Source organism: Myxococcus sp. CA056 (assembly GCF_013336715.1).
GTDB lineage: Bacteria > Myxococcota > Myxococcia > Myxococcales > Myxococcaceae > Myxococcus > Myxococcus llanfairpwllgwyngyllgogerychwyrndrobwllllantysiliogogogochensis.
The window spans coordinates 1,262,435-1,285,234 of the sequence record NZ_JABUMT010000002.1; the positions used below are offsets into that span (position 1 = coordinate 1,262,435).

Genomic DNA, 22,800 nt, shown 5'->3' on the forward strand with positions numbered 1-22,800 from the left:
TGAAGTCATGGACGACGGAGCGGAGGCCGCTCCCCGGTGCGCCGCCTGTGGCACTCCCCTGCCTGTCGTCCCCGCCGCGGGGAATGACAACGACTGGGCCGCCGCCGACGGTGACGATTGGGACGATGTGGACGATGAGGTCCAGCCGGTCGACGACGATGACGACGCGGACCTCCAGCCGCTCGGTGACGATGACGAACTCCCACCCATCGACGTGGGGGCCCAGGCGGTCTCCGATGACGATGAGACCCTCGCTTCGCTCATGGGGGATGAGTACGACAAGGTGCTGGAGAGCCTTGATTCAACGGACTCGCACCGGCTGTCGAACGAGCAGATGCATGCGCAGATGCTCGATGCGTCCTCCTCCGAAGTCGTCATCCCGCCCCTGGAGTCGCCACCCGAAGCGCTGAGGGACGCGCGGTCCGAGGTCCGGAGTGTCCCGCTCGGCGCGGAGACCACCGTGGCTGACGCGCCCGTGCTCGACCGGAGCTTCCCGCTCCGGGTGCTCCTGTGGAACATCGCGGACCTGGGAGGGGGGCCGAGCGGAACTCCCGCGGTCCGAAAGCAGTGGACCATCGACGCCCTGGCGCACGTCATCCGTGCGGCGAACCCCGACCTCGTCACCATCCTGGAGCTGAAGAAGAAGGGGGGCCTGCGTCTGGTTGAGCCCAAGCCGCCGGTTCCGCCACCGCCGAATCGCGTGCGCGGCGATTCGTTGACCGCGCTGTTGGAGCGCTTCCCGGTGCCCAAGCGCTATAGAAAGAAGGCCGCCGCGAGCGCCGTCAGGAACGTCGCCCCCCAGGATGCCGAGGATGCCGCTGTCCGGGAGTGGCAATCGGAGTTCGCCAATGACCTGGCGAAAATCTTCGCCACGAGAGTGCGCAGAGCCATCTGGCCGGGCGTCACGGCCGAATCAGCACCCGACCCGGATTGGAGCGAAACGACGCAAGAACTCGATGCCGAGAGGCTCGACGAACTCAATGAGAGCATCGAAACCGCATGGGAGGCTTGCGAGCCCCTGCTCATCGATCGCTTCGGTGGGCCGGATGATGATGATGATGATGCCCCTGCCGCGCGGCTCGTCGCGACCGAAATCGATGTGAAGCGCAAGACCCCGAAGCTCATCGCGGAGTTTCACCCGTACTGTGTGCGGTTGCTCGTGGAAGAGGAGTACTACGATTGGCTCCAGCCCTTCGCGCCGCGCTACTCAACCACCGAGAGAGAGGATGCGGAACTCGGAGCTGAGCGGACTGCCCGCGACAAGCTCGCGAAGTTCGCCGTCGAACAGCTCCTCGCGTACTGCGGAGAACTCTTCAAGGGGTTCATCTTCAGCATCGCGAAGGAGGAGGTGCCGCGTTCCAGGAAGCAGGGGCGCGAGTTCGAGTTCGAACAAATCCTGTCTCGTTCAAATACCGAGCACCTCAATCGGCTCTATCAGTCGAAGCTCGCGGCCTATGCCCGGCGCAAGAACGAGACCGAAGACGGGCCGTCGACCCATGCGGGGTTGCGCGAGTTCTTGCGCATCCGTGATGCGCTGAACGCCCAGTGCCGGGCCCGTCATGTGGAGGTCTACGAGTCGTGGCCCCGAGAGGTGCCCGAAGGGGCCGTCAAGGGGCTCTATACGCAGGATGAGGCGTACGGTGTCCTGTGGCGCGCCTCCAAGGTGAGCATCGACCAGGAGGCCGTCTCCTACGTCAGCACCTATCTGGCGCGTGGAGAGAAGGAGGCCGGGAGCCTCTTCAGCAAGCGAGAGCCCCTGCGGATTCCGGTGCGGCTCGCCAAGGTGAAAGCGGCTCCGGAGATAGGCGTCATCGCGTGGCATCCGCCCTCGCCCAAGGCTGACAATGGGCCTGCCCGGGGCAAGGACTTTTCAGCCTTCCTCGAGTACTGCAAGGCCGAGCGCCAGGCCAAGGCCCTGGGCATCGTCCTGTCCGACTTGAACATCGACACCGCGAGGCCCAAAAAAGGCCTCGCGCCCGATGGCACTCCGTACATCGCCGACTGCAAGCCGAAGCTCTCGTTCCACCGGTTCTTCGATACGCTGCTGGGGCCCGGCGCGAATGCCAGTCATCTCTACGCACTGGCCGATGAGCGCTCCACCCTCGCGGTGAGTGATTTCACGGCCTGGGCGTCCGATGCGGACCACGACTTTGGCAGTGGCTCCAAGCAGTCCCTGCGCGCGCTGCTGAACACGGCGGTGAAGGCCCTTCCGTTCAACCCCTCCACGACGGAGCGCGGCGAGCCGGTATCGTTGCTCAACTCCGTCGAGGATGTGTTGGGGCTCATCGAGTCGTTCGCGACTTCGCCCCAGCAACGTTATGGCGCGAGTGGCTATGACAAGATTCTCGTGTACTCGCCGCGCACGGATGGCTGGAGGCTGGAGCAGGCCTCGGTCTTCGTCATCCCGTTCCCGATGGTCCTCGCCACTGACAAGGAGCGAAAGCTCTTTCGCATCCACGGCGAGCTCCTGCCCGAGCACCTGAGACCTTTCTGGCAGCTCATCCAGAGGGAGGATGCGCGGCTGGAGGAGGAGGAGCGCATCTTCGGGCAGCTGCGCGGCGCGGGTGTCACGCTGAAGGGCAGCGACGACGCGCGTTGGGTCGACCTGATGGCGGACGCGAAGAAGATGAGCGACCACATGCCGCTCGTCTCTGATTTGAGGCTGGTCTACGACGGGCGCGAAAAGCTGGTCGTCGAGGAGACCGCCCTGCCCCCCGAGGTCCCGGAGGCGCCCAGGGGCTCCGAGGAGATGCGGAGGCTGGAGGCGTTGTGTCTCGCCTACCAGAAGTCCACGGAGTCCGACGAGGTGGCGGCCAGGGCGCTCGACCAGATTCTGGAGGCGGCGGCCCAGGTCGGTGAGGCCGAGCACGAGCGGTCTGGCAGCCTGGTGGCGGATGCCATGCAAGTGCGTCTGACGCTCGTCGCGCTCCGGGCGGAGGGCTTCGACACGGCGGCCTATTGGGGCAAGCGGCCGACTCTAGAGTCGGATGGAGGGCGCAGGAGCGCCGTCCGGACCATCTCGATGGATGAACACCTGACGTCCCTCCATCAGCGGCGCGAGCCGAACGCAGGGGGAGGTGACTGCCTCTTCCGCTCACTGGCTCAGCTTCTCTTCGGCGACGAGCGGCACCACGGCACGGTGCGCCAGTTGGCGGTCAATCACCTGGACGACCTGCTCGCCGGGCGGGGAGGGGGCGGTGGAGCACGGGTGGGGCCCGTGTCGGTGGAGACGTTCCGGCGGGACATGGGTTTGCTGCTCGACTGGCATCGGGCGGGCTGGCCGAACGAGCTGGCGTACCGGCGCGTCAACGGGGTGGATGCCTGGAGTCAGTACCTGCGGGCGATGAGCCGGGACGGTGTGTGGGGAGACCATGTGGTGCTGGCGGCGGTCTCCAACCTGTTCCGCGTGCGTTTCCAGACCTTCGCCAGGACGAGCGCCCGCGCATATTGGAGCGACGAGGTGGACTTCGTGCCCCGTGAGGAGGGGCATGAGGCGGCGCCCCTGCTGCGGCTCGCCAATTTGAGGAACGCGCACTACGAGGCGGTATGCCCGGAGGAGGGTTTGGGGCCCGCGGTGGCGGGGTCGCCCGAGCGGTACGCCGCCCTCGCCGTGCGGCGCCGCCGAGGTGGAGAAGGGGCGCTGAGGGCCCTCGCGCAGTCAGCGGCCACGTCTTCGTCCAGCACGGCTTCGAGCGCGGGGGGCTCCTCGACGGACCCGGCGATGACCGGTCCCGTATGCCTCTGGCCGAGCACGAACCACTTCCAGCACGACACGCCGACCCGGCATCCACGGGGGCTCTTTCTCTTCGGTGAGAACGACGCGTCGAAGAAGAACAAACACTTCCAGAGCAGTACGCAGGCCATCATCCGCATGAACCCGAACGCGCTCGGGGTGCGCACGTGCTGGGTGCCTGGCGTAGGCATGGTCGACACGGACTTCGCCAGGAACCAGCAGGCCATCGACGACGACTGCGCCGAGGCACTCCGGCTCCTGACGCAGGGCCTGTACACGACGCTCGTCGTGCCGTGGAACCTCGCGTCCAACACGCTGGATATCGGCACGGGGGTCGCCAACCTGCCGAAGGGCGCGCCCAGGACGTGGGCTCATTTGCAGCAGAAAATCCAGGAGCTCATCGACTGGGCGAACGCCCAGCTGGGGAAGGTGCGGGTCGTCCCCCGGTTGACCCTGCTCGTGCCGTCGGTGGTGACGCGCAATCAGGAGGACCTCTACGTGCAGGAGGTTTCGGAGGCGATGCAGCGGGCTCCGTCCGTCCGTGAGGACTCCAGCACGAGCGTCGTGGGTGTTCCCAATGTCGTCCCCCTGCGGACGCTGCGCATCTCGGGCGGGACGTCACCGGCGATGGGGCGCTGGTCCGATGCCACCTATGCGCAGAACACGGCGATTCTCGACGAGGACCTGCGGGCGCTGATTGACCGCGTGGAGAGTCGCCAGTTCCGCAGGCTCGTGCTCCCGCGGAACAGCGACGGCGAGATACTCCTGGGAACAGAGCTGGGCCAACTGGACGTGTACGCGCCGAAGACGTTGGCCTATCTGCGCGGGAGGCTCGAGGGGCTGTGTCAGCGCTGCAAGGAGGTGCAAGTCGCCAGCTCCTCGAGTTCCCTGTCCTCTTCCACCACCGCTGGAGAGGGCGTGGCCCGGGGGCGCGCGCGCACCAAGCGCAGGCGCGACGTGAACCACGACGAAGCCCCTGTCGAAGACGGCACGGCCCCTGTCGAAGACGACGCGGCGCCTGTCGAAGACGACGCGGCTCCTGTCGAAGACGACGCGAGTCAAGACGAGCAGGAGAGGGAGTCCGCTCCCGTCGCGAGGCGCCCCCACAAGTTCCCGAGAATGGGACCGAAGAGACCCGATCAATGACGATGAACTGGCGTCGCGATGGTGTGGGCGCCCTCGCGAGTCCGGCCCCTCTCGCGAGGTGTTCATGCCTGTGTTCTCCCGTGAGTTCCCGAGACGCTGACGCCCACCGTTCAACAGGCCAGCGGCTCGGAGTCTGGGGAGCGACATGCCTGACGGCCTCGCGCGGGCTGCTTCCGAGCTCGGGGCGGCGTCCGGGGGCCGGGCCCGCGTGGGACCCGGCTCGGGGGCGTGACTACAGCTCGCTCAGGCCCGGGTCGAACAGGTAGCTGAGCTTGACGAGGAACTCGCGGGAGAACACGGGCAGCGGTGCGTGGCCGCCATTGTACGGCTGGGCGATGCGGAAGTTCGTGCCGAGCAGGTTGTAGACGCCCGCGCCAATCTCCAGCCCCTTCGTGCCCACGTCCTCCGCGCGCACGTAGAGGTTGAGCAAGAGCTGCGTGGGCAGCTCCTCCACCGCCGAGTCGCCGTTGTCGTCGGGCACGTCCACCGCGAAGCGCCGGCCCACGAGCACCGCCGTGGGATTCACGGACAGCCATGGCTGCACCTTGAGACTGCCCGACAGCGAGGCCTTGTGCGTGGGCATGCCGGTGAAGGCGTTGGAGTGCCCGGGCACCTGGTAGTCCGCCACGTCGTTGCGGCCCGACGGCGCGTAGAACGAGTAGTTGAGCGCGACGCGGCCCCAGCTCCCCTTGACGTGGTAGTCCAGCTCGACGCCCCGGCTGCCCAGCCGTCCCAGGTTGCGGTACGCCTCCTCGTTCGTCGCCGCGTCGTACGAGTAGATGATGGGGTCCGACACGCCCACGTCGAAGGCGTTGGCGCTCAGCGCGTGGCCGTCACCGAAGCGCAGCGTGCCCTCCAACTCGTACACCGTGGTGCGCTCGGGCTTCACGTCCGCGCCCAGGCTGATGTTCTCGATGCCCGGCGCGCGGAACGCGCGGCTGAAGAGCGCCTTGGCGCTGAACGGACCGAAGCCGCGCAAGAGCACCAGCCGGGGGACGAACGAGCTGCCGAAGTCGCTGTGGTTCTCATACCGCGCGCCCGCCACCACCGTGACGATGGGGTTCTCCGAGAACGCCTCCACGAAGCCCGCGACGTTGAGGTACGAGACGCTGGTGGCGCCGTCCTCGCCGAAGGCCGTCTGGAGCCCCACGTCCGCGGGACCCCTGAGCTTGCCCTGGTCCGACGCCACGTCCACGCCGCCGGTGAGCTGCAGGACGTCCAGCGCCGCCCAGCGCGCCATCGTCCGGCCGCGCAGCCGCATCACCTGCTTCTCGTAATAGAACTCGGAGGCCTGGTCCGCGTCGCGGAACGGCTCGGAGAGTGTCAGGTTGAGGCGGGGGATGATTTCCACCCGCTCACTCGGACGGAACCGGTTGCTCAGCTCCGCGTGGAAGGACTCGAAGTCGGTGGCCGCGGGGGCGTCCAGCACCTCGTCGAAGGCGATGATGGCCGACGTGGCGAAGCGCTGGTACAGCACGCTCAGTTGGAGGTCCCGGTAGCCCACGCCCGCCTGCACCGTCGTCGGGTTGAGCTTGGTGTTGCCGCCCATCTCCGCCGTGTTGCCGAAGAAGTCCTGGAACAGGGCATCGCTGCGCTGGCCCTGGCCCAGCGACGCGGACGCGAAGACGCTCAGGCCTGGCGCGGACTCGAAGACCTTGCGTCCCGACAGCGTCAGGCTCCGTCGTCCGTTGACCTTCTCCATCTGCCCGTACGTGCCGGACACCATCAAGTCGGTGCTGCCCTGCACGCCCCGGGTGATGACGTTGATGACGGCCAGCTCCGCGTTGCCGCCGTAGATGACCGAGCCGGGGCCGCGTACGACTTCGATGCGCTCAATCAGCTCGATGGGCAGTTCGTTGCCCAACTGCATCGTCGAGTAGAGCTGTTCGTTGAGCTCCTTGCCATCGACGACGAGCAGCACCTTGCCCTCGTAGCCCCACAGCCCTCGGAAGCCCGGGCCGACGGCGCCCTGCACGTCCACGCCGAAGAAGAAGCCCGGCACCTGGAGCAGCAGGTCCATCAAGTCGCGCGCGCCCGAGTTGCGAATCTCCTCCGTCGTCATCGACGTCACCACGGCGGGCGAGTCGCGCAGCTTGGTTATCGCGAACGAGGCCACCTGGCTGTGCACGTCCGACTCTTCGTCGAGCGGCAGCTCCTCTTGTCCCGACGCGGGCGGCGGGGGAGCGACTTCGGCCTCGGTGGTGGGCTCGGAGGTCTCCGGCTCCCACTGGGCGAGGGCGGAGGGCGTGGCGGAGAGCAGCAGCGAGAGCAGGACGGGGCGGGGCCAGCGAGGGCGGAACGGCATGGGGGGCGGACCTCTGGGCAAGGACGGGGCGTGGGCGGCCAGGGCCCGCGTCTGAAAAGGAATGGGAGACAGCGGTGCGCGGCGGGGCTTCAGCGCACCCGGACGGCCGTGCGACGACCCGGCTCGACCTCGACGCTCATGCGACGCTTCACCTCGCCGTTGACGCGGACCTCCACGCGGGCGGGGCCGGCGGGGAGGTTCTGGGCGACGAGCGGGGGAAAGCCATAGGGACGGTTGTTGACCCAGACCTCGCCGTAGAGGGACGGAGAGGTGATGTCGAGCTCACCCCTGCCCGTCGCGGCGCTCTTCGCGACCGCGGCGGTGGCCACGGACGTGGGCGGAGGCTCCACGGCGGCGGCGGGCGCGGCGACGGGGGGAGCGGGCGCTGCGGGCTTCGCGGCGACGGGCGGTGGTGGGGCCAGCTGCTCGCTGAGGTCGCGGTTGATGGAGCGCACACCGTCCTCCTCCAGCTCCACCGTCTCCTCCACCAGCCGGCGGTCGCCCTGTGCGAGCGCCACGCGGTACGTCCCCGCGCGCAGGGGCAGTCGCGCGGGCGTCAGGTCCACGGCTTTCCCATCCACCTGCACCACGAGGCCCGGCGGCGTGGACGTCACCAGCAGAAGACCGCCGCGAGGCTCCTCCAGCACGGTGGTTTCTTCCCTGGGTTGCTGCTGCTGCGCGCGAGCGGCGGCGGCCCTGGAGGCGCGCGAGCGGGCGGTCTGCCGCGTCGGGGGCTCCCGGGTCGCCTTGGCCTGCTCTCCGCGTCCCCGGCTGCGCTCGCGCGACTGGAGGTCGGTGGCGATGCGCAACAGCTCGACCAGGTCTCCGCCGGGCGTCTTGCGCAGGCTCAGCGCCTCGGTGAACTCGCTGACGGCGGTGTCGTAGTCGCGGTCTTCCAGGGCGGCGAGTCCGGCGGCCCGGCGCGCGCGGGCCAGTCCCTCGCTCGCGTCATCCACCGGCGGGGCGGTGACGGGGTCGGGCGGTGGCGGCGCGGTCGTCGCTGACGGAGGCCGGGGCGGCGTGACAGAGGCGGTGGCGGGAATGGCCTCCGTCGCGCGGCGTTTGCGCATCACGACGTACGCCATGGCGTTGACGGCGAGTGTTCCGACGACGATGACGGCAATCCAGGTCTTCTGTTTCATCCGCTTCTCGGTCTCACCGCATGCGCCACGTCAGCCCGGGCACGAAGGCCGTCATTCTCAGGCGACGAAGTACCAGAACAAGGCGCTGGCGCAGGCCGCGGCTCCCGCGGTCAACACGATGGGCCAGGGGAACGGCGGCTCTGCCAGGTCCACGGGGATGGCCAGCGCGGCGTCCGCGACCGGGCCGCGCGTGGTGGGAGAGGTCCGCTCCTCCACGGGAGGTCCAAGCCGCACGCTGGGGTTCGGCGTGCGCTCCAATGGCACGCCGCCGCTGGACATGCCGCTGGTGGATGACGAGCCGAACGCGGACAGCGCGGTGTTGTGGTGGCCCGTCTTGTCGGCGGGGAACAGCGACGTCACCAGCGTGGCCAGCTCGCGCCCGCCCGACGTCCAGTTCTGCGCGGCGCGGAAGCGCTCCAGGTCCATGGCCAGCTCCCGGGCGCTCTGGTATCGCGCGTCGGGTTCCTTCTCGAGCAGGCGCAGGATGATGCGCTCCAGCTCCGGCATGAAACCCGGTGACACCTGTGAAGGCGGTGTCACCTGCACCTGGGTGGCGGCGATGATGGTCTGCTCCACGGTCTCGCGCTTGAACAGCCGGCGTCCGGTGGACGCTTCGTAGAGGACGATGCCCAGGGAGTAGAGGTCCGAGCGGTGGTCCAACTCCCGGTTGGTGATTTGCTCCGGGGACATGTACGCGTACTTGCCCTTCACCACGCCCACGCTGGTGCGCTCGACGTTCACCGCGCTCTTCACGATGCCGAAGTCGGCCAGCTTGACGATGCCGTCGCGCGACACCAGCACGTTGCCCGGCGTGACGTCGCGGTGCACCAGCTTCAGGGGCGTGCCGTCCGGCAGCGTCTTCGAGTGCGCATACGCCAGCGCGTCCGCCACGGCGATGCCCACGTCCACCGCCACCCGCTGGCCCAGCGGGAAGTGCGACTTCCACGCGTGCCGCAGCACCCGGTCCAACGCCTGGCCCTGAATCCACTCCATGGCCAGGTAGTACTGGCCATCAATCTTCCCGAAGTCGAAGACCTGCACGATGTTCGGATGGGTCAGCAGCGCGGCGACCTTCGCCTCGTCCGCGAACATCCGGCTGAACGCCTCCAGGTTCGCGTACTCCGGCAGCACCCGCTTGATGACGCACGGCTTGGAGAAGCCGTCCGGCCCGTCGATGGAGGCCAGGAAGATGTGCGCCATCCCACCCGCCGCGAGCCGTTGCAGAATTCTGTATTTCCCGAAGTAAACGTCCTCTGCGGGAACCGGCACTGGCGCGTCGAGCCTGTCCAACTTTCGCCTCAGGAATTAGCTGTAAGGCGAGAAAGATACAGTTGGTTTACCTACCCCACAAGTTCACGACCCCTCGGTGTCAAGCACTTTGGGCATCAAACTCTGGAAGTCGGGTGGGTCAGCCCCGGCGCGGCTTGCTCCGGGACTTGCGGCGGCGTTTGCGGGGGGCGGCTGGAGGGGTGACTTCGGCGAAGCGGACGCCGGAGACGCCGGCGTGCTCCAGGGCCTCCTTGATTCCCTCGGAGACGATGAGGCTGACGGGCCAGCCCCACGTGCGCAGCACCCGGGCGCCCTCGGTCTTCACGGGGTCGATGCGCAGGCCGCGAACGGTGCGGTAGTGACCCACGCGCTCGGGGGGGCCGTCCTCGGCGGTGTAGTGGGAGACCTCCGCGCAGGCGGTCTCGTCCAGGCAGCGGACCAGGCGGGTGGCGACGAGGATGAAGAACGACTCCGGCTCGCGCTCGACTTCCACGGGGATGAGCTGCACGTCGTCGGGGGCGAGCTCCCGGAAGATGGCGGCCACGGAGGCGTGGACGACGGGGGTGAGGCCCGCGCCCGCCAGGGAGAAGTCGAGGGGGCGGCCGGGGGGCTCGGCGGTCAGCTTCAGCCGGCCCCGGTGCGGCACGGCGGCGCCGGAGGTGAAGAACCAGACGGAGTTCATCTTCCGCCCGTCCAGGGACACCGGGTCGCTCAGCTCGCGCCGGTCCGGGGTGCGGAAGTCGTCGTGGAGGTCGAAGTAGCGGGCCGCGCGGTCCGGGGCTTGCGAGGCGCGGCGGGCGGCGGGTGCTCGGCGGGCGCGGTCCGGAGCCTCCTCGGAAGGTACCTCGCCGCCGCGTGGAGACCCTTCGTCGGAGCTCGGACCCGGGATGCTCCGCGCGAGAAGCCGGAGCGCTTGGGTGAGCCGCCTGAACATCCGGCGATGTTACTTCGCCCGTCCCGGGTGGGAGCGAGCGGAACGTGAGGGGGCCCGGCCCGTCGCCCCCTCCGCGTCCGGCCGGCCTGTGCACTACCAGGTGGTGTGCAGCGCGTACTGGCCGGCGCGGGTGTCCAGGCTGAGGAAGGAGAACTGGCCCTCCGAGCAGGTGCCGCTGTTGAGAAACAGCCGGCTGCCGTGCTCCACGCGCATGCCCAGGTGGGTGTGCCCGGTGACGACGATGTCCGCGGCGCTGTCGCTGGCGCGAGCCAGGGCCCACTGCTGGAAGGTGCAGCGCGCCGGGTCCGGCACCGCGTGCATCAGGCGCGCGTCCATGGCCTGGAACATGCGGAACATCGCGCGCAGGTGCATGCGCCGCAGCCACGCGCCCGTCCACACCGCGGCCTCCGAGAACCAGCGCGCCTTGCGGATGACCCAGTCGTGGTGGTGCCCATGGGTGAACAACATCCTGACGCCGTCGGCCTCGAGCACCAGCTGCTCGGGCGCGCCGAGCACCGCGCCGGCCACCAGGTCATGGTTGCCGTGGATGTAGTGGTACCTCGGCTCGGCGAAGCGGCGCACCAGCTCCGGATGGGCGGCGCGCGCGGCGGCCAGCTCGGCCGCATGGTGGCCAGGAGCCCGGGACGTGAGCGTCTCGAAGATGTCGCCCAGCAGGACGATGCGCTCGAAGTTGCCTTCCAGCACGCGCAGGAAGCGGGCGAAGGCGGAGTCCTCGTGGCCGAAATGGTCCGCCACGTCGCGCCTGCCCAGGTGGAGGTCCGAAATCACCGCGATGTGCATGGCATGTCCCCTCCCGTGGATTTGCAAGGGCGGGGCCGGGGGCGGCGGGCCGCGAGCGGCATGATTCGCCCGAGCGGGTGTGTCGCGTGGCTTCCCAGCCTGGGGCGTCGAGTCGTCCCTTGGTGTCGAGGCATGCTGCTCCTGGCGATTTCACCGCCGACTTCGTCCCGAAGGAACCGGACCAGGGCTTCCCCGCAACCCTGCGCACGCGCGCCCCATTCGTCCACGACTGAAGACCTTCTTTTGTCGCCCCCCGGATTTTCAGCGGCTCGGGAATCGACCCTGACGCGGTGATGACGTGCCGGGCCGGGAGTGGGGTGGCCGAGCAGCGCATCCTCGCCCTGGACCCCTGTCGAGGCGACGCACGGCCTTCCGCTTCGCGGTGACGGGCGCCGACCGCGCGTGGGCCGGTGGACCGCTCCGTCGCTTTGATTTGATTTTGTGTTAATTGGACACTAAGTATGTGTCGAAGGTACACGAAGCAGCGAGGGTGGGCGCATGGTCATCGGGTACATGAAGGCGGCACCGACGTCGTATGTGATGCAGTTCGAGGGGGGACAGGTGGTGCGAGAGGGGGCGGGGCTCTCGTTCTTCTACTGGAAGCCGTCCGCGACGCTGGTGAGCGTGCCGCTGTCGAGCGTGGACGTGCCCTTCGCGTTCAACGAAATCACGCGGGACTTCCAGGCGGTGACGCTGCAGGGGCAGCTCACGTACCGGGTGGCGGACGCGCGCAAGCTGTCGTCGCTCCTGGACTACTCGCTGGGGCCGTCGGGGCGGTATCGCTCGGAGGACCCGGAGAAGTTGCCGGAGCGGCTGGTGCAGGTGGCGCAGGTGCGGGCGCGCACGGTGGTGCAGGGGATGGCGCTGCGCGAGGTGCTGGTGGGGGCGCAGACGATTGAAGCCCAGGTGCTGGCGTCGCTTTCGGCGGCGGAGCCCATCCGGGCGCTGGGGGTGGAGGTGATGGCGTTCTCGCTCCTGTCCGCGAAGCCGACGCCGGAGATGGCGCGGGCGCTGGAGGCCGATGCGCGCGAGGGCCTGCAGCGCCAGGCGGACGAGGCCATCTACGCGCGGCGCAACGCGGCGGTGGAGCAGGAGCGCCGCATCAAGGAAAGCGAGCTGGCGACGGAGCTGGCCGTGCAGGAGCGGCAGCGGCAGATTCGCGAGGCGAAGATGGCGGGGGACATCGCGGTGGAGGAGCAGCGCTCGGCGCTGATGGAGCGCTGGGCGCAGAACGAGAAGCAGGCCGCCGACGCGCGGGCCTACGCGCTGGAGAAGACGCTGGCGCCGGTGCGCGGGGTGGACTGGAAGACGCTGATGGCCACGTCCGCGAGCGGCGGGGACCCTGCGCTGAACATCGCGCTCGCCTTCCGGGAGATGGCGGAGAACGCGCACCGCATCGGCGAGCTGAACGTGTCTCCGGACCTCTTGAACTCGCTGATGAACGCGGGTGCGAAGCCGCCGAGGGACACCCCTCGGAATGCCACGCAGGGGCCTGCCCGCGAGCGCTGAGTCACCACGAGGGGAGGGCCGGGCCATGTTCGAGAAAATCCTGCTCGTCACCCGCCGCACACGGCTGGCGGGGCTGGTGGAGCGCTTCAACACGAAGAAGCAGGCGAAGTTCTACGTGGAGCACGCCGGGCAGGACTTCGAGGAGTTCGAGCGCGAGGACGAAGCCTACGTGCGCGCGGTGGACCGGCTCCGCGACTCGCTGGACGTGGGGCTTCCCGTGCAGCACGTGGACCGGGGCCTGGTGCCCACCTTCCTCTTCAGCGGGAAGGAAATCGTGGTGGTCGCCGGGCAGGACGGGCTGGTGGCGAACGTGGCCAAGTACGTGGGGGAGCAGCCGCTGGTGGGCGTGAATCCGGACCCGGAGCGCTTCGACGGCGTGCTCCTGCCCTACGAAGTCGCGGGGGCGCGTGGCGCGGTGCGCAAGGTGCTCGAGGGCAAGGCCCGGCTGCGCGGCGTCACGCTGGCGGAGGCCCGGCTGGAGGATGGGCAGCGGCTGTTGGCCTTCAATGACTTGTTCATCGGCGCCCGGACGCACGTGTCGGCGCGCTACAGGTTGAGCCATGGCGGACAGGAGGAGTCGCAGTCGTCCAGTGGCGTGCTGGTGTCCACGGGGGCGGGCTCCAGCGGGTGGCTGTCCTCAATCTTCACCCTGGCCCGGAGCCTCACCGCGCAGACGGGCGGCGTGCCGGGCGCGCCGTGGCGGCTGGGGTGGGAGGAGCCCCGGCTGGCCTTCGTGGTGCGCGAGCCCTTCGTGAGTCGTCACTCGGGCGCGGAGGTGGTGGGCGGCTTCGTGACGGAGGAGCAGGAGCTGGTGCTGGAGTCGAGGATGCCGTCGGGGGGCGTCATCTTCAGTGACGGGATGGAAGAGGACTTCCTGGTTTTCGGCGCGGGGGCGCGGGCGCACATCCGTCCGGCGCGGCAGCGCGCGCGGCTGGTGGTGGGCTGAGCTTCACGGGGGCCGTGTTCCTCGCGCTATGGTGAGGCCTCACGGACGCTCGCGGCGTCCCGCGCTGGAACACGCACGAGGAGAGGCTCATGGCCAGGACACTCGCGGTGATGACGTCTGGCGGGGATTCGCCGGGGATGAACACGGCGCTGCGCGCCCTGGTGCGCGTGGCGGCGGTGCGCGGCGTGCGCGTGCTGGGCGTGGAGTTCGGCTACGAGGGGTTGATGGAGGGCCGCTTCCGAGAGCTGACCCGGCCCGACGGCGAGGGTGGCCCGCTGGTGCCGGAGCCGGAGCTGGATGCGAGCGGCCAGTTGGGGGGAACCATCCTGGGCAGCGCCCGCAGCCAGCGCTTCATGACGCCGGAGGGACGCGCGGACGCGGCTCGGAGGCTGGAGGATTTGTCGGGCCTCGTCGTCATCGGCGGCAACGGCAGCCTCACCGGCGCGCACCTGCTGGCGCGCGAGTGCAAGACGCCCATCGTCGGAATCCCCGCCTCCATCGACAACGACATCGGCTGCAGCGCGTCCGCCATCGGCGTGGACACCGCGCTCAACACGATTGTGGAGGCGTGCGACCGCATCTCCGACACCGCGCGCGCCCACCGTCGGGCCTTCATCGTCGAGGTGATGGGCAGGCACTGCGGCTACCTGGCGATGGCGGCGGCCGTCTCCGCGGGCGCCGACGCGGTGCTGTTCCGGGAGCAGGGCAGGGGCGAGGCGGACATCCTCCAGGCGCTGGAGGACCTGGTGCGGCGCAACCTCGCGGAGGGGCGCACCAAGCGCCGGGTGCTCGTGCTGAAGGCGGAGGGCGTGGAGCTGCCCACGCCGCTGCTCGTCTCGCGGCTCCAGGAGCGCTTGAAGGACCTGAAGGGCGTGGAGGCGCGCGGCATGGTGCTGGGCCACCTGGTGCGCGGCGGCAGTCCCACCCACCATGACCGGATGATTGCGGGCCGGCTCGCGTTCGCCGCCGTGGAGGCCGCGCTGGAGGGCGCCACTGACTTGATGGTGGGCTGGCAGTCCACGGTGCCCGGCGGCCAGACGACGCCGGACCCGTACGTGAAGCGCTATCCGCTGGAGCAGGTGCTGGCGGAGACGGCGGCGCTGCTGGATGGCAGCAGCCCCGTCACCCAGCGGCGCGTGCGGATGATGGAGTCCGTGCAGGGCGTGCTCGCGCTGTAGCCCGCGCGCGAGCGCCCCGTCGCGCCTCCACCTCGCGACCTACGTGACAGTCACGACGACCTCGGGGCACTTCAGCGCCACGTCGTGGTATTCGTATTCGCCCGCGAGGGCGGGGACCTTCGCCTGGTCGGAGGTGACGTCCATCAGCGGTCCCCGGAAGGTGATGCGGTAGGTGCCCGGCTCCTGGAGCCCGTATGCGAGCGCCGCGTCCACCGTGCCCTCCACCGACTCCCCGGGGGCGATGGTCGCGTAGGAGGACGCATCCGGTGGCCCGCGCTTCATCATCGGACCTCCGTAGGAGAGCTCCGCCGCCGAGTCCGCGCGTGTCACCGTGAAGATGTCGTTGCGGATGCCTTCCAGTGGCGTGTGCCACTTGAGCACGTACAGGGGCTCTTTCGTGGGGTTGGTGAGCTTGAACACCAGCTCCACCGGCTCACCCGCCTTCACCTGCGCGGGGCCGCTCAGCGAGCACTCCAGCGTCTTCGCCACGGCTGCCTCCTCCTGTTGCCGCGCGTCCGCTGGCGGCGCTGTCTCTTCCTTGCGCGACGCACAGCCCGCCCCGGTGATGGCCAGGGTCAGCAGCGCGATGCGGCCCACATGTCCACGCGTCATGGTTTGCTCCGCCCTCGGAAGACGGCGTGGGGCCCGAGGCCTCGCGCCGCCCGGAAAACAAAACGGGGGCGCCCGGCCGCGCCCCCGCTTCGCGTCACATCATGTCACTGGAGGCCCGTCACTACTGCGCGGGCGTGTTCTCCGCGAAGTACTCGTGGCTGTCCGCGTTGTCGCGCGCGTTCGTCGGGCTGGAGTTCGCCAGGTTCTTGCAGGCGCTCTGTCCGTAGGCGTGGTCGTCCGTGTCCGCCACCACGGTGAAGTGGCTGATTTCGTGAATCAGCGTGCCGGCCTTGGAGTCCGTGCCCGTCGCGGGCGCGGGCCAGAAGGCGTTGCACACGTAGATGCGGTAGGGACGGTTCTTGTAGACGTACGCGTAGGCGCTGTCCGTGCAGCCACAATCGACGATGACCGACTGGTTGTTGAAGCCGCTCAGGATGGCGTTGAAGTGGTTCTGGACGATGGTCTTGTTGGCCGCGCTGTACGTCCCGAACCACGTGGTGTACCGGAGGTACGGCGGCACTCCATTGACGAGGTAGTTGATGGAGTTCGTGGACATCGTCTTCGCGTTGGCGAACGCCGTCGTCACCTGGGTCGTCCGCGCGGCCGTGCAGTTCGCGGTGGACAGCGCCATGGAGGAGACGGTGCCGTCCTGGTCGGCGCCCACGTCGACGAAGGGGCGGCCCTCGACGAAGAGGTTCAGGCTGTCCGAGCGCAGCTGGGAGATGCCCTCGTGGCCCACGGTGGAGTCGTGCGCGTCCGAGTCGTAGCGCAGGCTGTAGTTGCCCGTGCGCGAGAAGTCATACGTCTCGCCCAGGTCCACCGTGTACGAGACGCTCTCGCCCGCGGCCATGCGCAGGAAGTCGCTCTCCACCGGCGTGGCCCACTTGTAGTGCCGGCCCTGGTACTCCACCGCCGCGCCGTCCACGGTGATGGCGAACAGGTCCTCCTTCAGCCCCTCCGTGGGCGTGTGCCACTTGAGCAGGCGCACCGTGTCCTTCGACACGTTGGTGAGCGTCACCGTCACGCTCACGCCCTCACGCGCGGCCAGCGACTGGCGCGGCGTGGACAACTTCACGGCGACATCTCCGGCGACCGCGTCTCGCGCCGTCTCGGCCTCGACGGGGACCTCTCCCGCCCGCTCCTCTGGCGAACCACAGGCACCCAGCAGCGAGACACTGACAACTGCACCCATCCACCAATTGAGGCGACCACCTGAGCTGAAGCTCATGTCGGACTTCCTTTCGGGGAATGCTTGGGAGTGACTTCGCGGAGTGCGCGGCGGCCCTCATTCAGAGAATGCGGTCCTGTCGCGGTATTCTGCTTATATCTCTTCCCAAGGAATCCCGTCCAGGCCCCGACACGTGGGCGTGGTTAGGGGCGCGCGTACGACACGAGCAGCGCCACCATGCACGCGGCGTAGCCGAGGACGACGGGGCCGAGCGCGAAGAGGACCGTGTCGTAGAAGCTTTCGGGTTGGGTGTTCATGGCCGTGTTCCTTGCGTCGTGCCGCGCGGTCATCGCGTGGCATCCGGACACAAGAGCAAGGCATGGGCCACGGGCTTTACGCGGGCGGAAACCCAGGCGCTTCGCGGGGTTGGCGCGGTGGAGCGGGGGTGCGCTGCCCCGGGGGCCGCGCAACGTGTTCGCGCATGGGACGCGCCCGTGCGGCCGCGACATTCCGAGGCGCGCACCCGCGCATCCACCCCATCACTTCCCTGTGGCGGGAGCGGCTTCACCGGCGAGCGAGCGGACGAGCTCCAGGGAGCGCCGCACGTGTTCGCCCACGCGAATCTGGGATTCGAAGCTGTCGCGAATGACTCCGGCGCGGTCCACGACGAACGTCACGCGGCCGGGGAGCATGCCCAGGAAGGAGGTGCCAACGCCGAAGGCCTGGCGCGCCTCGCCCTTCTCGTCGCTGAGCAGCACGAAGGGCAGGCGGTGCTTGGCGGCGAAGCCCTGGTGGGACGCGGAGGAGTCACCGCTGATGCCCACCACTTCCGCGCCCGCCGCGACGAAGTCCTCGTACTGGTCTCTCAAGCCGCACGCCTGCACCGTGCAACCCGGCGAGTCGTCCCTCGGATAGAAGTAGACGACGAGCACCTTCTGCCCGGCCAGGTCGCGCAGGCGCACCGGCTGGTTGCCCGCTCCCGGCAGCGTCACGTCCGGCAGCGCATCCCCGGCCTTCAGCAGCTTCTGGTTCGCCACGCAGTCCTCCCGCATCGCCGGAGGTGGGGCCCGGCGTGCCCCAGGTGTGGCAGTCAACCATGCCCCGAGGGGAGGGGCGAGCTTGCGGACGAGCCCTCCCACTGAGTGGGGTGCCTGCACCCTCGCTGCCCGAGGGTGTGGGGGGCGTGGGCGCGCGCTTGTTGGCGCGAAGCATCTCCACCACCCCCTCCGCATCTCATGAACGTGGGGGATGCGACGGCGCTCCCCCGTCCGGCAGGCGACAGCCCTGCGCGAGGCCGGACCCGAAATTTCGGGCACGGGAGGCAATGGCGTCTTACCTTTCGAGACAAGACGTGAGAGCTTATCTAGGGTACAGGGCGGAAACTTTCGCCGGAGTTGCGCAACGTCGTGTTCAGGCGTAGGACGCGATCTCCGGGGGGTTGGTCAGGAGTGAACATGGTCGGCCTCGTCGTCGCATCGCACGGGCGTTTGGCGGAGGAGCTGGTCTCCACCGCGGAACAGATCGTGGGGAAACTCCCCGCGGTGGCAACCTGCAACATCGAGCCGGGGACTCCTGTCGAGGACATCCGCGCGAAGATGAAGCAGGCAGTGTCGCGCGTGGACACCGGTGACGGTGTCATCATCCTCGCGGACCTGTTCGGAGGTACGCCTTGTAAGGAGTCGCTGATGATGTGTCAGCGCATGAACCTGGAGGTCCTGGCGGGCGTCAACCTGCCCATGCTCCTCAAGGCCAACTCGCTTCGTTCCGAGCAGCTCACCCTCCCTGAGATGGCCAACCAGCTGGCATCCCATGGTCAGCGCAACATCACCTGTGCATCCGCCCTGCTTCGCGAGGCCCAGCAGCAACCGCGAACTTGACGGACCCGCGCGGGTCGGCGATTCGAGACTGCCGTGATCACCCTGGTCCGCGTCGACAACCGCCTCATCCACGGCCAGGTCGTCGAGGCCTGGCTGCCCCACCTCAAGGTGTCCCGCGTCGTGGTCGCGGATGACGAGGCTGCTTCCAGCCCGCTCATCCGCGCCGCCATGGCGCTGGCGGTGCAGAGCGCCATCGAGGTGCAGATTCTCCCCCTGTCCCAGGTGGACTTCGCGGCCCTGTCCAAGGACGGGGTGCGCACGCTGGTGCTCCTGCGCGACGTGGCCTCCGTTCCCTTCGCGTACGCGCACGGGCTGAACCTGGGAGAGCTCAACCTGGGCAACGTCCACTTCGGCACCGGCCGGCGGCAGGTGTCCCCGTCCGTGTTCCTGGCGGAGGCGGAGCTGCGCACCCTCCAGCAGCTGGCGGAGCAGGGCGTGCGCGTGGAAGCGCGCGCGGTGCCGGCGGAGAAGCCGGTGGAGCTGCCGGACCTGTCCGAGCGGTGGGCGAAGGCCGGGTGAGCGCGTGAGCGTCGTCTGGACCCAGGTGGCGCTGGCGGGAGTGTGGGGCGGACTGGTGGCCGTGGAGCGCAAGGCGTTCCTCCAGGCCATGCTGTCCCGGCCGCTCGTGGCCGCCACCGTCATGGGGCTGCTCCTCAATGACGTGCCCTCCGGGCTGGGCGTGGGCCTCTTGCTGGAGCTGTTCTTCCTGGGCACCGCCAACCTGGGCGCGGCGCTGCCGGAGAACGACACGCTGGCGGCCACCGCCACCAGCGCCGCCGCGGGCACCATCACCCTGGCCTCCGGCGCGGGCTCCACGCCGGCCATCTGGTCCCTGGCGGTGCTGCTCTTCATCGGCATGGGCCGGGTGGGGCGGCGCGCGGACCGGCTGCTGGAGGGGTATACGGCGAGGCTCGCGCGCGTGGCCCTGTCGTCCGCGGAGGCCGGCGACCTCACGCGCGCCATGCGGCAGAACCTGTGGGGCATGTGGCCGCACTTCGTGGTGTACGGCGTGCTGACGTCGCTGTGCGCGCTCGCCGGCTTCTTCGTGGAGCCGCTGCTCCAGGCGATGCCCCCCATGCTCGTGCGCGGGCTGGCGTGGGCGTGGCCCGCCATGGCCTCCGTGGCGGCGGCCATCGCCGCGCAGGGCAGCCACGCCAGGCGCGCTCCGCTCTACGCGGCGCTGGGCGCGGCGGCCGTGACGGTGACGGTCGTCTTCTTCCTGCTCCAGGAGCGCACGTGAGCGCTCCCGACGCCCCGCTGCCCTGGACGGTGCTGCTGCGCGTCTTCATGCGCTCGCTCTTCCTCCAGGCCTCGTGGAACCCCAAGGGCATGCAGAACCTGGGGTTGGCCTACGCCGTCTTCCCCGCACTGGAGCGGCTGTACGCGTCCGGCGCCGCGCGCGAGGAGGCCGTCCGCCGGCACCTGGTCTTCTTCAACACCCACCCCTACGTGGCCGCGGCCATCGTCGGCGGAGTCGTCTTCCACGAGGAGCGAATCGCCCGGGGCGAGGAGACCCCGGACAAGGTCGTGGCCTTCAAGGCGGCGCTGATGGGGCCGCTGGCCGCGCTGGGGGACGGCTTCTTCTGGCTGTCGCTCAAGCCCGCGGCCGGGGCGGTGGGCGCCGCGCTGGTGCCGCTCATGGGGCTGTGGGCGGTGCCGGTGTTCCTGGTGTTCTACAATCTGGTGCACCTGCTCCTGCGGGTGCGGCTGTACTGGCTGGGGCTCACCCTGGGAGACCGGCTGGTGGAGGCGGTGGCGCGGGCGAACCTGCCAGCCCGGGGGGCGCGGCTCAGGACGGTGGCGGCGCTGTGCGCTGGCGGGCTCGCGGCCTGGCTGGCGGTGTCCTTTGGGGCCAACGCGGGTGGGGCGCATGCGCCCCTGCTGGCGGCCGGGTGCCTGGCCCTGGGGGTTGCATCCTACGTGCTGGTCAGCCGTCGGGTGCCCAACTACGTGGTGCTCTACCTCGCGGCGATATTGGCCGGCGCGGCGGGTGCCTTCCTTTAAGACGAGAGGTAGGAGTCGCGATGGCAACCGAGGCTGTAGGAACATACGAGATCATCAACGAGCTGGGGCTCCATGCCCGGGCGGCGGCGCAGATGGTCAAGGTGGCCAACCGCTTCAAGAGCGACGTCCTCATCGAGGCCCAGGGTCAGCGGGCCAACGCCAAGTCCATCATGGGCGTGCTGATGCTGGCGGCGGCCCAGGGGGTCCAGGTGAAGCTGACGTGTAAGGGAGACGACGCCGAGGCGTGTCTCCAGGAGCTGGCAAAGCTCATCGCCGACCGTTTTGGCGAGTCGAAGTGACGGGTGAGAATGAAAATGCGGTAGGACTCGGAGGGAAGAAAGACACGTGAGCAGCCAGGCCACTCCCACACTGAGGTTGATGGGCATCGGCGCCTCACCCGGCGTGGCGGTAGGCCACGCCTTCATCCTGGACCGCAAACGCATCCGCACGCCGAAGCTGAGGCTGGCGGAGGCGGAAGTCGAGCCCGAGCGGATGCGGATGAAGACGGCGGTGGACTTGTCCGACCGCCAGCTCGCCGAGCTCAAGGATCAAATCACGCGCACCGAGGGCTCCGACCACGCCCTCATCCTGGAGGCGCATCGGCTGATGCTCCACGACCCGATGCTGGTGGACGCCGTCAACCAGCTCATCGTCGAGGACCGCATCAACGCCGAGTGGGCCGTCCGCCGCGTGGCCCGCAAAATCAAGCACCTCTTCGACAACATCCCGGACGAGTACTTCCGCGAGCGGCGCTCCGACGTGGACTACGTCGCCGACCGCATCATCCGCAACCTGATGGGCCAGGTGGTGGACGAGGAAGTGGAAGTCCCCGCGGAGGCCATCGTCGTCGCACATGACCTGCCCCCGGCCGACGCCGCCATGATGGCGCGCAGCGGTCGGGTGGCGGGTTTCGTGACGGACCTGGGCGGCCAGACGAGCCACACGGCCATTGTCGCCCGTGCGCGCGAGACGCCCGCGGTGGTGGGCGCTGGAAGGGCCAGCGAGCAGATCTCCCCCGGGGACCTGGTGGCCATGGATGGCACCCGGGGCATTATCCTGGTCAACCCCACGGAGGAGCAGCTCCAGAGCTTCCGCGAGGAGCAGCGCCGTCACCAGGAAGCCGAGCAGGTCGCGCTGGCGACGAAGGATTTGGAGGCCATCAGCACCGACAGCTTCCGCATCCGGCTCAACGGGAACATGGAGTTCCTGGAGGAGATTCCGTCGCTCCTGGCGCACGGCGCGGAGGGCATTGGCCTGTACCGCACCGAGTTCATGTTCCTGGACCGGAAGACGGCGCCGACGGAGGAGGAGCACTACCGCGCCTACCGTCAGGTGCTGGAGGCCATGGGCGGACGCCCCGTCACCATCCGCACGCTGGATTTGGGCGGCGACAAGGTGCCGGGCAAGACGAAGCACGAGAAGGAGCCCAACCCGGCGATGGGCCTGAGGGCCATCCGCTACTGCCTGTCCAACCGCGAGCTGTTCCGCACGCAGCTGCGCGCGCTCCTGCGTGCCAGCGTGCACGGCAACCTGCGGCTGATGTTCCCCCTCATCTGCGGGGTGAGCGAGCTGCGCGAGGCCCGGAGCGAGCTGGAGGCGTGCCGCACCGAGCTGGGCCGCGCGGGGTTGCCCGTGGGCAAGCGCTTCCCGGTGGGCATCATGGTGGAGACGCCGAGCGCGGCCATCATCGCGGACCGGCTCGCGCAGGAGGCCGACTTCTTCTCGGTGGGGACCAACGACCTCATCCAGTACTCGCTGGCCATCGACCGCCAGAACCGGGAGGTCGCCTATCTCTACCGGCCGCTGCACCTGTCCGTGTTGCGCATGCTGGAGACCATCGTCGGCGCGGCGAAGGCCGCCAACATCCCCGTGTCCATGTGCGGGGAGATGGCGGGAGACCCGCTCTACACGCTGGTGCTGCTGGCGCTCGGCTTCGACGAGCTGTCGATGACGTCCGGGCAGATTCCGGCCGTGAAGCGCTTCATCCGCCGGGTGAGCCGCGTGGACGCGGCGGAGCTGCTGCGCGAGGCGATGGAGCTGACCACCGCCGAGGAAATCGAGCGCTTCATGCGCACGGAGATGGACCGGCGCTTCGTCGACACGCCGGACCGCGCGCCGGAGCTGACCGGTGACGCGCCTTCCGGGCGCACCACGGGCTGAAACCCCCACGCCCTCG

The 22,800-nt window shown here is 69.1% G+C and carries 18 protein-coding genes; 10 read left to right on the plus strand and 8 right to left on the minus strand.

Annotation, left to right across the window (positions count from 1 at the left end; translation table 11 throughout):
- Window positions 1-7: 7 nt before the first annotated feature.
- On the plus strand, window positions 8-4,879 hold the full coding sequence (locus HUA76_RS12650) for a hypothetical protein (protein ID WP_174460960.1): 4,872 nt from the start codon (window positions 8-10) through the stop codon (window positions 4,877-4,879).
- 232 nt (window positions 4,880-5,111) lie between these two features.
- Here HUA76_RS12650 and HUA76_RS12655 read toward each other — a convergent pair whose 3' ends face one another.
- From HUA76_RS12655 to HUA76_RS12675, 5 genes are all read right to left on the minus strand, one after another.
- Window positions 5,112-7,184: a TonB-dependent siderophore receptor gene (locus HUA76_RS12655; protein WP_174454257.1), complete on the minus strand. Its 2,073-nt coding sequence runs from the start codon at window positions 7,182-7,184 to the stop codon at window positions 5,112-5,114.
- Between the two features lie 89 nt (window positions 7,185-7,273).
- Window positions 7,274-8,326, minus strand: a complete 1,053-nt coding sequence (locus HUA76_RS12660) for a PEGA domain-containing protein (RefSeq protein WP_174454258.1) — start codon at window positions 8,324-8,326, stop codon at window positions 7,274-7,276.
- A 57-nt stretch (window positions 8,327-8,383) separates the two neighbouring features.
- Window positions 8,384-9,526, minus strand: a complete 1,143-nt coding sequence (locus HUA76_RS12665) for a serine/threonine-protein kinase (protein ID WP_174454259.1) — start codon at window positions 9,524-9,526, stop codon at window positions 8,384-8,386.
- Between the two features lie 208 nt (window positions 9,527-9,734).
- The gene (locus tag HUA76_RS12670) at window positions 9,735-10,529 is read right to left on the minus strand and encodes an imm11 family protein (RefSeq protein ID WP_174460961.1); all 795 of its coding nucleotides are present in this window, start codon (window positions 10,527-10,529) and stop codon (window positions 9,735-9,737) included.
- A gap of 93 nt (window positions 10,530-10,622) precedes the next feature.
- Window positions 10,623-11,330, minus strand: coding sequence for a metallophosphoesterase family protein (locus HUA76_RS12675; protein ID WP_174454261.1), 708 nt, complete (start codon window positions 11,328-11,330; stop codon window positions 10,623-10,625).
- Between the two features lie 498 nt (window positions 11,331-11,828).
- Between HUA76_RS12675 and HUA76_RS12680 the strand changes: the two genes are divergently transcribed.
- The 3 genes from HUA76_RS12680 (at window position 11,829) to HUA76_RS12690 (ending at window position 14,963) form a co-directional block, all read left to right on the plus strand.
- Entirely contained in the window at window positions 11,829-12,839 is a 1,011-nt protein-coding gene (locus tag HUA76_RS12680; protein ID WP_174454262.1) for an SPFH domain-containing protein, read from the plus strand.
- Between the two features lie 25 nt (window positions 12,840-12,864).
- The gene (locus HUA76_RS12685) at window positions 12,865-13,785 is read left to right on the plus strand and encodes an NAD+ kinase (RefSeq protein WP_141647105.1); all 921 of its coding nucleotides are present in this window, start codon (window positions 12,865-12,867) and stop codon (window positions 13,783-13,785) included.
- An 89-nt stretch (window positions 13,786-13,874) separates the two neighbouring features.
- Window positions 13,875-14,963 carry a 6-phosphofructokinase gene (locus tag HUA76_RS12690; protein WP_141647104.1) on the plus strand — a complete coding sequence of 363 codons (1,089 nt, stop codon included), beginning with the start codon at window positions 13,875-13,877 and terminating at the stop codon, window positions 14,961-14,963.
- Window positions 14,964-15,002: 39 nt separating this feature from the next.
- Here HUA76_RS12690 and HUA76_RS12695 read toward each other — a convergent pair whose 3' ends face one another.
- From HUA76_RS12695 to HUA76_RS12705, 3 genes are all read right to left on the minus strand, one after another.
- Complete coding sequence (locus tag HUA76_RS12695; RefSeq protein ID WP_174460962.1) at window positions 15,003-15,575, minus strand: protease; 573 nt, start codon at window positions 15,573-15,575, stop codon at window positions 15,003-15,005.
- A gap of 121 nt (window positions 15,576-15,696) precedes the next feature.
- Window positions 15,697-16,767: a M35 family metallo-endopeptidase gene (locus tag HUA76_RS12700; protein ID WP_371823465.1), complete on the minus strand. Its 1,071-nt coding sequence runs from the start codon at window positions 16,765-16,767 to the stop codon at window positions 15,697-15,699.
- A gap of 515 nt (window positions 16,768-17,282) precedes the next feature.
- Window positions 17,283-17,780, minus strand: a complete 498-nt coding sequence (locus HUA76_RS12705) for a peroxiredoxin (protein ID WP_141647101.1) — start codon at window positions 17,778-17,780, stop codon at window positions 17,283-17,285.
- 417 nt (window positions 17,781-18,197) lie between these two features.
- Between HUA76_RS12705 and HUA76_RS12710 the strand changes: the two genes are divergently transcribed.
- From HUA76_RS12710 to ptsP, 6 genes are read left to right on the plus strand one after another with little or no spacing between them, the layout of a single operon-like run.
- Complete coding sequence (locus tag HUA76_RS12710) at window positions 18,198-18,620, plus strand: PTS sugar transporter subunit IIA (protein ID WP_141647100.1); 423 nt, start codon at window positions 18,198-18,200, stop codon at window positions 18,618-18,620.
- Between the two features lie 33 nt (window positions 18,621-18,653).
- The gene (locus HUA76_RS12715) at window positions 18,654-19,139 is read left to right on the plus strand and encodes a PTS sugar transporter subunit IIB (RefSeq protein ID WP_141647099.1); all 486 of its coding nucleotides are present in this window, start codon (window positions 18,654-18,656) and stop codon (window positions 19,137-19,139) included.
- 4 nt (window positions 19,140-19,143) lie between these two features.
- Window positions 19,144-19,860, plus strand: a complete 717-nt coding sequence (locus HUA76_RS12720; RefSeq protein ID WP_174454265.1) for a PTS sugar transporter subunit IIC — start codon at window positions 19,144-19,146, stop codon at window positions 19,858-19,860.
- A complete protein-coding gene (locus tag HUA76_RS12725) occupies window positions 19,857-20,624 on the plus strand; it encodes a PTS system mannose/fructose/sorbose family transporter subunit IID (RefSeq protein ID WP_141647097.1) in 768 nt (255 codons plus the stop codon). The genes HUA76_RS12720 and HUA76_RS12725 overlap by 4 nt, the downstream gene beginning before the upstream one ends.
- A 20-nt stretch (window positions 20,625-20,644) precedes the next feature.
- On the plus strand, window positions 20,645-20,923 hold the full coding sequence (locus HUA76_RS12730; RefSeq protein WP_141647096.1) for an HPr family phosphocarrier protein: 279 nt from the start codon (window positions 20,645-20,647) through the stop codon (window positions 20,921-20,923).
- A 46-nt stretch (window positions 20,924-20,969) separates the two neighbouring features.
- Window positions 20,970-22,784 (plus strand): phosphoenolpyruvate--protein phosphotransferase, encoded by a 1,815-nt coding sequence (gene ptsP / locus HUA76_RS12735; RefSeq protein WP_141647095.1) that lies wholly within the window; start codon window positions 20,970-20,972, stop codon window positions 22,782-22,784.
- The last annotated feature ends 16 nt before the right edge of the window (window positions 22,785-22,800 follow it).